Source organism: Mesorhizobium sp. WSM4849, from assembly GCF_055811385.1.
In genome coordinates this window covers 1-8084 of sequence record NZ_JBVVPW010000047.1, presented here as the reverse complement: position 1 = coordinate 8084, position 8084 = coordinate 1, and the positions used below count along the sequence as shown (strand labels likewise).

12 protein-coding genes are annotated in these 8084 nt (G+C 62.9%); 4 read left to right on the top strand and 8 right to left on the bottom strand.

The features are described 5' to 3' along the window. Positions 1–118: 118 nt before the first annotated feature. Positions 119–331 (bottom strand): cold-shock protein, encoded by a 213-nt coding sequence (locus AC0L3L_RS33040; protein WP_023799871.1) that lies wholly within the window; start codon positions 329–331, stop codon positions 119–121. 453 nt (positions 332–784) lie between these two features. Here AC0L3L_RS33040 and AC0L3L_RS33035 point away from each other — a divergent pair, with 453 nt between their 5' ends. Continuing rightward, positions 785–1183 (top strand): Kazal-type serine protease inhibitor family protein, encoded by a 399-nt coding sequence (locus AC0L3L_RS33035; protein WP_473641420.1) that lies wholly within the window; start codon positions 785–787, stop codon positions 1181–1183. Between the two features lie 231 nt (positions 1184–1414). On the opposite strand, the gene AC0L3L_RS33030 is transcribed toward AC0L3L_RS33035, so the two are convergent. The 3 genes from AC0L3L_RS33030 to AC0L3L_RS33020 all read right to left on the bottom strand — a co-directional run bounded on the left by AC0L3L_RS33030 (position 1415) and on the right by AC0L3L_RS33020 (position 2240). Next, positions 1415–1552: a hypothetical protein gene (locus tag AC0L3L_RS33030; protein ID WP_292180379.1), complete on the bottom strand. Its 138-nt coding sequence runs from the start codon at positions 1550–1552 to the stop codon at positions 1415–1417. 176 nt (positions 1553–1728) lie between these two features. Beyond that, entirely contained in the window at positions 1729–1977 is a 249-nt protein-coding gene (locus AC0L3L_RS33025; protein WP_292180382.1) for a hypothetical protein, read from the bottom strand. Continuing rightward, a complete protein-coding gene (locus AC0L3L_RS33020) occupies positions 1974–2240 on the bottom strand; it encodes a hypothetical protein (RefSeq protein ID WP_473641418.1) in 267 nt (88 codons plus the stop codon). Before AC0L3L_RS33020 ends, AC0L3L_RS33025 begins: the two co-directional genes overlap by 4 nt. Positions 2241–2615: 375 nt before the next feature. Here AC0L3L_RS33020 and AC0L3L_RS33015 point away from each other — a divergent pair, with 375 nt between their 5' ends. The 3 genes from AC0L3L_RS33015 (at position 2616) to AC0L3L_RS33005 (ending at position 4954) form a co-directional block, all read left to right on the top strand. Continuing rightward, entirely contained in the window at positions 2616–2810 is a 195-nt protein-coding gene (locus AC0L3L_RS33015; RefSeq protein ID WP_473641416.1) for a hypothetical protein, read from the top strand. Positions 2811–2894: 84 nt separating this feature from the next. Further along, a complete protein-coding gene (locus tag AC0L3L_RS33010) occupies positions 2895–3158 on the top strand; it encodes a DUF1488 family protein (protein ID WP_473641415.1) in 264 nt (87 codons plus the stop codon). Between the two features lie 161 nt (positions 3159–3319). After that, positions 3320–4954, top strand: coding sequence for a tetratricopeptide repeat-containing sulfotransferase family protein (locus AC0L3L_RS33005; RefSeq protein ID WP_473641413.1), 1635 nt, complete (start codon positions 3320–3322; stop codon positions 4952–4954). Positions 4955–4961: 7 nt separating this feature from the next. Here AC0L3L_RS33005 and AC0L3L_RS33000 read toward each other — a convergent pair whose 3' ends face one another. The 4 genes from AC0L3L_RS33000 to AC0L3L_RS32985 all read right to left on the bottom strand — a co-directional run bounded on the left by AC0L3L_RS33000 (position 4962) and on the right by AC0L3L_RS32985 (position 7816). Continuing rightward, on the bottom strand, positions 4962–5315 hold the full coding sequence (locus AC0L3L_RS33000; protein WP_473527731.1) for a DUF1428 domain-containing protein: 354 nt from the start codon (positions 5313–5315) through the stop codon (positions 4962–4964). 67 nt (positions 5316–5382) lie between these two features. Continuing rightward, the gene (locus AC0L3L_RS32995) at positions 5383–5811 is read right to left on the bottom strand and encodes a VOC family protein (RefSeq protein WP_473527732.1); all 429 of its coding nucleotides are present in this window, start codon (positions 5809–5811) and stop codon (positions 5383–5385) included. A 185-nt stretch (positions 5812–5996) separates the two neighbouring features. Beyond that, positions 5997–6182 (bottom strand): hypothetical protein, encoded by a 186-nt coding sequence (locus tag AC0L3L_RS32990; RefSeq protein ID WP_473527733.1) that lies wholly within the window; start codon positions 6180–6182, stop codon positions 5997–5999. A gap of 104 nt (positions 6183–6286) precedes the next feature. Beyond that, positions 6287–7816 carry an ABC-F family ATP-binding cassette domain-containing protein gene (locus AC0L3L_RS32985; protein WP_473641411.1) on the bottom strand — a complete coding sequence of 510 codons (1530 nt, stop codon included), beginning with the start codon at positions 7814–7816 and terminating at the stop codon, positions 6287–6289. Positions 7817–8084 lie beyond the last annotated feature (268 nt).

The window sequence follows — 8084 nt, the reverse complement described above, 5'->3', positions numbered from 1 at the left end:
CCCCCCCCCCCCCCCCCCCCTCCCCGGCGCCCCCCCCCCCCCCCCCCCGCCTCCCCCCCCCGGCCGCCCCCCGCCCCCCCCCCCCGCCCCCCCCCCCCCCCCCCCCCGCGCCGACGATTCAGTCCGCGCGCAGATTGACCGCCTTCGGTCCCTTGCCCATGCGGTCGGGCTCGACGTCGAAGGTGACCTTCTGGCCATCGACGAGCGTGCGCAGGCCCGAAGCCTCGATCGCGGAGATGTGGACGAACACGTCCTTGGCGCCGTCATCTGGCGTGATGAAGCCGAAGCCTTTGGTAGCGTTGAAGAATTTAACGGTGCCGGTCTGGGCCATTGGGGAAACTCCTTCACCCGTGTCAGTCTTTGTGGTTTGCCCGCCGCCTGACGCCGTGGGCAAGTCCCGGTGGTTGCTTCGGCAGTCATGCATTGGCGCATGGTCAAAACCCCCCGCCGAAAAACGGGGCCGTCAGAGATTCACAGTATCGGGGAAAGGTCGTCCAAAACGTTCCGCTCTCCGGGTCGCAAATGCCCGAACACAAAATTTATCGCACGGAAAGGTGATCGTTGCAAGGTAGCGCCCGCGGGCCACCCAATGGGCGCATTCCGACGCATGGCATCGATAGGACGGGGTGCTCGCCCGGTCATCGGCCAGAGCCTGGCCACGCATGGTCCAGCGGGCTGGGGCAGCTTGCAAACAGGGGTTGCATTTGGCGGTGGAATGGCGAGGATCGGCTGGAGTGGAGCGCGCGCGTTTGCGCCCGAGCGGTGGCTCGAGGGAGGTATAGTCATGAAATTTCTTGCGGCAATCTTCTCGCGGCAGGGTTTTCCCATCCTGTTGCTGTCGGCAGTTCTTGCAGCCTGTACCGCGGTTGTGGTGGAGGAAGGACCGGGGTACCGCCCGCCAAGGCCCGGGCCGCAATTCTGCACCAAGCAGTATGATCCGGTCTGCGCCCGGCGCGGCGGCGACCGCCAGACCTTCGCCAATGCCTGCCTTGCCGAGCGGGCCGGATATCGCATCATCAGCGGCGGCCAGTGCCGCGACGGCGGCGGTGATGGAGAGCAGACATTCTGCACACGCGAATACCGCCCGGTCTGCGCTCGCCGCGGCGGCGAGTTGCGCACCTTCCCCAACGCCTGCGAGGCTCGCGCCGCCGACTATCGCATCGTCGACGACAGTCCCTGCTGAGAGGCTGGTTTCCTCCCCGTCTCCGGACGGGGAGGGCAGCTGGCGCCTCTTGCCTCTACGCCGGCAGCACCGAGCGCTCGACAGCTACACAGCGGTGCGGTCTCGCCTTTATGGCAATGGGCGATGAACTCGGCCCTAGCCAATCCTGACCATATGGCTTTGACATTACGTGATCTTTTATCCGATCCGCGCGATGGCTGGATGAATGCAGGGCTGCTCATCCGTCCGCCACTAGCCCTTGGACTTCGGCTTCAAACCGGCTTCCGCCTGCTTGACGGCCGAGCCGAAGGGCAAGGCCGGCTTTGCCGCCGCCTTGTCCTTCTTGGGCTTGCGTGTCTCGCGGTTGCTGCGCTGTTGACCCTTGGCCATTTCTTGGTCCTCGTGATTGATTAACGTGGTGGTGGCTGATGTGGACCTAAAGCGCGTCGCGTTGAAAAGGATTCAGCCGACGCGCTTTAAGTTTTTGTTTTTATGCATGTCGTTGTCCCAAAAACCGCTTCGCACCCTCGGGTCAGGCCCGTGGGCATGCTTTTGGGCGACATGCATTAGGTGCTCGGATTGTCGGCCACTTCGAGATTGTCTTCCGTGGTGACCCGTTCATGGGTCTCCTCGTCGCTGCGGATGCGGTATTGCGGCGAGCCGTCCTTGACCGGCAGCTTGCTCTTGATCTGGAACAGCTCAGCGGTCTTCTGGACAAGGCCGGTGCGGCTCTTCATGCGAACGGTCTGGCCGATCGCGAAAAGATGTGCGGGCGTGTCGGTGCGTGGGCGTGCGTTCTGCTGGAAGCGGATCATGCGGCATTCTCCTGGTCGCGCCTCAGCGCGGTTTCGAGTTCGGCGAAGTCGATGGCGACCAATTGGCTGGTCTGGCTTTTCACCGTCCTTGCCGGCAGATGGATGAAGGTGGCGACACGCCGCCAGGCAAGCCACGATATGCCATCGATAAGCTCCTCATCGTGGTCGATGTCGTAGTCGCCGGCCGGCATTTTTCCTTCCAGGCCGCCGAGCATGAAGGGTACCTCGAAATGCGCGATGGAATGGGTAGTTCGGCCAGACATTCTCGTGCCTCGAAGTCTCGTTCCCGGCTTGGATCCGATAAGGTGGTGCCCGCTTCGCGGCACCGGGACTTAAGTGTCGTGTGTCCCGTATCGGCAATTTGGGTATCGGCGATCTGGAATGAGTTTGGCGGGTCGAGAACCTCTGACGCCGCGAGATGCCAAGCTTGGCCCAAAAAACGATCTCAATTCATTAATCCAAAATTGCGGTTTATTCAAGAAGATTCCCACCCATCGTCGACCTTATCGCGAAATTACTTTTCTAGGACTATTTGTAGAATGGTGATACGATCCGGACACTTCACAAGAATTGTTTGAGATTGTGCCGGAAAAATTCATCCCGGCATCGATTTTTATTTACATCTGAAAGGAAAAATCATGGTTTCCGTGAAAACACCTGATGGTTCGGCCGTAACAATCAAGCCGATTATCAAGCAGGCCGCCGGGCCTACAAAAGTCATGTCGGCGCGGCTGACGATACGAAGTGACGAGGCAGCAAGGCGAAGGATCGCCGACACCGATGGCACGCTGCGGCGGGCCAGACAGGTTGCCGAGACCAACCGCCTGATCTGACAGCCGGCTTGCTGTAGTATCTTGATTTTGCGGATGATCCTTTCCGAACCTCCGGTTCGGGGTCATGCGCTGAGGAACTCGATCGTGACGCTCAATTTTCCCAACCGCAGCCGCTCCTACGACGCTGCGGCCAAGCGCATTCGCTTCGTCGGCCATGACGGCATGTTCGAAGTGCCCTTCTTTGTGGAGATTGCAGCGCTTTCGGCGGCAACGGCCACGGGCGGGGCGGAAGCCGAGTATCTCAGCGCCTTCGATGCGGAGCGTTCGTCGATCCAGGATGTTGCGCGCGAAGCCTATTCGCACGGCCGCAAGAACATGTATGTATTGACCCAGGCCGATTTCCGGTAAGCTGGCCTGCGAACCCTTGAACCTGCCGCGCCGATGGCCTAGATCGCGGCAGGCGGACAAAACACGGCAGGTTTCCCATCAACAGAGATCAGAGAAGACCGGCAGGCGCGGGCGCCAATTTCGGCTCAGGCGGACAGCCGCCGCTGGGGCTCGACCAGCGCGTGCAGCAGGCACTGCAATTGCATCAGGCGGGGCGCCGGCAGGAAGCCGAGATGCTCTACCGGCAGGTGCTGGCGCAAAAGCCCAATCATGCGGCGGCAGCCCATTTCCTCGGTTTGCTGCTGCACCAGACCGGGCGCAGCGCTGAAGGACTTGATCTCCTCGAACAGTCGGTGCGCCTGCAGCCCAAGAATCCGGATTTCCTCAACAATCTCGGCACGGTGATGCGCGACCTCGGCCGTGTCAGTGCAGCCGTCGATTTCTTCCGCGGCGCGGTGGCAATCCGGCCGGACCAACTCGCGGCGCGCGACAATCTCGGCTCCTCGCTGAAGCAACTCGGCCAGTTCGAGGGCGCGGAGGAGATTTATCGCGGCACCATCGGTCGCAACCCGTTCCATGTCCGCGCCCGCATCGGGCTTGCCGAAACGCTGCAGGAGGCAGGGCGGCTGGAGGAGGCGCTCGCCGTCTTCCGCGAAGCATTGGCAATTCGGCCGAAGGACGCCGACCTGCTGCACGGTCTGGGCGTCGGGCTGATGGAGAAGGGCAACCTCAGAGAGGCGGCGGAGCATTTCCGGCTGGCGCTGGCGGTCGATCCCGGCATGGCCAGGGCCTGGCTGATGCTCACCCAGGTCAAGCGCCAGCAGGAGCGTGACGCCGAGCTTGCCGGGATGGAGGCGCAGCACGCAAAGGCGCCGGAAGGCAGCCTGGCGCGCATCCAGCTTTCGTTCGGCCTCGGCAAGGCCAATGACGATCTGAAGGATTATGGCCGTGCCTTCGATTATTTCGCCGAAGGCAATGCGATCCGCCGCACGGGCATCGACTATGATGGGGGCAAGACACGCGCCGAATTCGAGGCGATGAAGGCAGTGTTCGACAAGGCCTTCTTCGACGAGCACAGACCGAGCGGGATTGCCGACGACACGCCGATCTTCGTCGTCGGCATGCCGCGCTCCGGCACCACGCTTGTCGAGCAGATCATCGCCAGCCATCCGCAGGTCTATGGCGCGGGCGAGCTCGGCATATTGAAGACGGCGGTCGGCAAGCAGTTTCCGCCGGGTATGAAGGGCGGCTTTCCCTCGGGCATCACCGACATGCCCGACAAGGTCTATGCCGAGGCGGGGCAGGCCTATCTAGACCTGCTGCACGCCCGCTATCCGGGTTTCCGGCATGTCACCGACAAGATGCCCGGCAACTTCCTGCTGATCGGCTTCATCCATCTGATGCTGCCCAAGGCCAAGATCATCCATTGCGCGCGCGACGCGGCGGCGACCTGCCTGTCGATCTACAAGGTGCATTTCCGCGGCGACAGCCACCGCTACGGCTACGACCTCGGCGAGCTCGCCGATTTCCACAATCTCTACACCGATATCATGGCGCATTGGCGCACCGTTTTGCCTGATGTCGTACACGATGTGCGCTACGAGGATTTCGTCGCCGACCAGGAAGGGCAGTCGCGGGCATTGATCGCCCATCTCGGCCTGCCATGGGACGATGCGGTGTTGTCGTTCCACGAGACCGACCGGCCGGTGCGCACGGCGTCGGCGGCGCAGGTGCGCCAGCCGATTTACCAAGGGTCGGTCGATCTGTGGAAACGCTATGGCGACCGGCTCAAGCCGCTGCTCGACCGGCTGGCGTAATGCGGGCCTACAGCTCAATGAAGGGCTGAAAGCCGCCGAAGATCATGCGCTTGCCGTCGAACGGCATCGCCGACCAGTCGGATTTCATGCGTGGGTCGGCCATCACCTTGGCCATCACCGCATCGCGGCTCTGCCGCGATTCATAGACGGCCCATGAGAAGACGACGACCTCGTCTTCCTTGGCCTGCACGGCGCGCGGGAACGAGGTGACCTCGCCATAGGGCACGTCGTCGCCTATGCATTCGACAAAGGCGAGCGCACCATGCTCCTTCCAGACGGCGCCGGCTGTTTGCGCCAGCTTCTTGTAGGCATCGAGATTTGCCTTGGGCACGGCAAGTACGAAACCATCGACATAGGACATTGTGGTTCTCCTTGGGTTGGGTAGGGTTTTTCCTCCTCCCACAACAAGGGGAGAAGGAAAGAAGGCGCTACGCTGCCTTCACCGGCGCGTTCATCGCCCACTCCACGCCGAAGGGATCAGTCAGCTGACCCCAGCGGTCGCCCCAGAACATCACCTGCAGCGGCGTGCCGACCTTGCAGCCGGCGTCGACGGCGCGCTTCCACCAGGCGTCGATGTCATCGCTGCCGAGATGGAGCTGCATGGTGAAGCCCTGCGGCTTCACCGCGGCCATTCCGTGCTCGGGATAGAAGTCGGAGATCATCAAGGTCGAACCGTTGATGTGGAGATGGATGTGCATCGTCCGCCCCTGCTCGTCCGGCGGGTAGAAGAAGACCTGCTCGGCGCCGAAGGCCTTTTTGTAGAATTCGGCGGCTTTGAAGGCGCCATCCAACTGAAGATAGGGCGTCAAGCCGCCAAGGACTTTCGCTGCGGGCTGGGTTTGGGGCTGATCGTTCATCTTTTTGCTCCTCTCTGCGTTTGGATTGACCTTGCGGACCACAGGACGAATGAAGCGGCGGCGGTCCTACACGTCAGATACATTTTTTAATTGCCGAGACCAGATGGGCCGGGCCGTCGGCGGCTGGAGTGACCCTGGGCGACGCGCAAGGCTTATGACGGCGCCGCTGCGGTCGGCTGGTCTCTTCATCTTGCCTCGGACAAAGAGATTGCAATCCGGGGGCTGTTTTGCGCGTCGACGACGATCTCCGGCCAGCCGATGTCCTTGCGCAGTTCGATCGGCAACGAAAGGAGGGCGCGCTCGCTGCGGTAACGGGCGCGAGCCGCCGAGTAACGGGTCGCTATGCGACCTACGGATGACAGAATAGACATGATGCTCTCTCCTCGATTGGCGCCGGCATCACCGTGTCGGCAACCCAAGGACGTGGCGCGCGGCCATGATCCGACAGAGCGTCGGAATTTTTTGCCGCAAAGCTTCAACCGCCCGTTTCTGCCACCGATCGGAAGAAATCCTCCGGGCTGTCGACCTCGGCCAGCCGCCGGTTCTCGATCAGCCAGAAGCGGTTGCCGATCGCCCTGATGAAGGAGCGGTCGTGCGAGGCCAGCACGCAGCTCGCCTGATGGCCGAGCAGTTCCGCCTCCAGCGCCTCCTGGCCGTCGATGTCGAGATGGTTGGTCGGCTCGTCGAGCAGGTAGAAATTGGGATTGGCGAGCCTCAGCGCCAGCATCATCAGCCGCGCCTTCTGTCCGCCCGACAGCACGCCGATCCTGCGCTCCTGCATGTCGATGCCGACGCCCGCACCGGCGAGTAGCGAGCGGGCACGCTGCTCGCCGACATCGAATCTGCGCGAGAGCATCGCCAGCGGCGTGTCGTCGCCGCTGATGCCCGACAGCGCCTGATCGCTGTAGCCGAGCACCGTCGACGGCGTCACCTTCACGCCTTGCGTTGCCGTCTCTGGCTCGACGACGGCATTCCTGATCAGGTTGATGAGCCGCGACTTGCCGACACCGTTGCGGCCAAGCAGCACTATGCGATCGCCTTGGCAGATGTGGCGCTTGCCGGTCCTGAACAGCAGCGTGCCGTCAGGCGTTTCGACCGCCACGTCGTCGAGCGTGATCAGCACCTTGGCATGGGTGCCGCGATTGGCGAGCCTTATCGCGCCCGCCGATTTCTCGCGGTGCGCGGGCGCTGCGACCTCCTCGAGGCGCTGGGCGCGCTGGTTGAGCTGCTTGGTCTTGACCGTCAGCAGGTCGCTGCCCGAATTGATGCCGATGTTGTTGAGCTTGGCCGCCTGCCGGCGCAATTGCTGCGCCACCTTCATGTCGCGCTGGAATTTGCGCTCGGTCGAGGCGTCGACTTCGCTCAACGCATCGCGTGCCCTGGAATAGGGCAGCGAGAATACCGGCGACTGTTCGGGGCGCAGGAACAGGGTCCGGTTGGTCGTCCCGTCGAGGAATGCCCGGTCGTGGCTGGCGATCATCACCGGCACCTCGCGCGGCAGCGCGTTCAGCCAGGTCTCGAGTTGGCTGATCTTGGCGAGGTCGAGATGGTTGGTCGGCTCGTCGAGAAGCAGGACATCGGGATCGGTGACCCAGACGCGCGCGATCAGCGCCAGCCTTTGCCAGCCGCCGCTCAAGGCCCGCATCGGCCGCTCGCGCATCGGCTGCGGTACGTCAAGTGAATCGAGAACCACGTCGACACGCCATTGCTCGCTTTCGGCCTGCTCGGCCGGCAAGGCGTCGGCCACCACCTGCTGAAAGCGCTGCTCGGCCAGTGCTGCGGGAACGGCTTGCTCGACATAGCCGACGCGCAGACCGCGCGTGCGGGTGATGTCGCCTGATGTCGGCTCCATTTCGCCGGTCAGGCACTTCAGCAAGGTGGATTTGCCGCGGCCATTGGCGGCGACGATGCCGAGGCGGTCGCCGGTGCCGATGGTGAGATCGAGGTTGGAGAAGAGCGGCGCACTCATGGTGACGCCGAGGGACTTGAGGCTGATCAGGGCCATGTGGGTTTCTCTGGTCTGGCCGGAGGGAGGTTCCGGTTCGATGCACTTTGACGGTGCGCAGGCTGGCCATCAGGCTCGGCGTTGCGGCACCACGAAGGGCAGACCAAGAAAATCGAAGCGGGAGAACCCGGACCGTCTCTGGTCAGCCCTGCGAGCAAGCTCGCAGGGCAGGGACAGGGCCGCGCTGACGGGATAGTGTCCTGAAGGTTCTGCAAAAAGCTTTGGAGAGAGAACGGCCCTTGCTCTGAGGCGAGGGGCGGCCATGGCA

What these genes read in the sequence shown, in the direction of transcription:
- AC0L3L_RS33040 (WP_023799871.1), bottom strand. Translation starts at nt 331, where the DNA reads ATGGCCCAGACCGGCACCGTTAAATTCTTCAACGCTACCAAAGGCTTC.
- AC0L3L_RS33035 (WP_473641420.1), top strand. Translation starts at nt 785, where the DNA reads ATGAAATTTCTTGCGGCAATCTTCTCGCGGCAGGGTTTTCCCATCCTG.
- AC0L3L_RS33030 (WP_292180379.1), bottom strand. Translation starts at nt 1,552, where the DNA reads ATGGCCAAGGGTCAACAGCGCAGCAACCGCGAGACACGCAAGCCCAAG.
- AC0L3L_RS33025 (WP_292180382.1), bottom strand. Translation starts at nt 1,977, where the DNA reads ATGATCCGCTTCCAGCAGAACGCACGCCCACGCACCGACACGCCCGCA.
- AC0L3L_RS33020 (WP_473641418.1), bottom strand. Translation starts at nt 2,240, where the DNA reads ATGTCTGGCCGAACTACCCATTCCATCGCGCATTTCGAGGTACCCTTC.
- AC0L3L_RS33015 (WP_473641416.1), top strand. Translation starts at nt 2,616, where the DNA reads ATGGTTTCCGTGAAAACACCTGATGGTTCGGCCGTAACAATCAAGCCG.
- AC0L3L_RS33000 (WP_473527731.1), bottom strand. Translation starts at nt 5,315, where the DNA reads ATGTCCTATGTCGATGGTTTCGTACTTGCCGTGCCCAAGGCAAATCTC.
- AC0L3L_RS32995 (WP_473527732.1), bottom strand. Translation starts at nt 5,811, where the DNA reads ATGAACGATCAGCCCCAAACCCAGCCCGCAGCGAAAGTCCTTGGCGGC.
- AC0L3L_RS32990 (WP_473527733.1), bottom strand. Translation starts at nt 6,182, where the DNA reads ATGTCTATTCTGTCATCCGTAGGTCGCATAGCGACCCGTTACTCGGCG.
- AC0L3L_RS32985 (WP_473641411.1), bottom strand. Translation starts at nt 7,816, where the DNA reads ATGGCCCTGATCAGCCTCAAGTCCCTCGGCGTCACCATGAGTGCGCCG.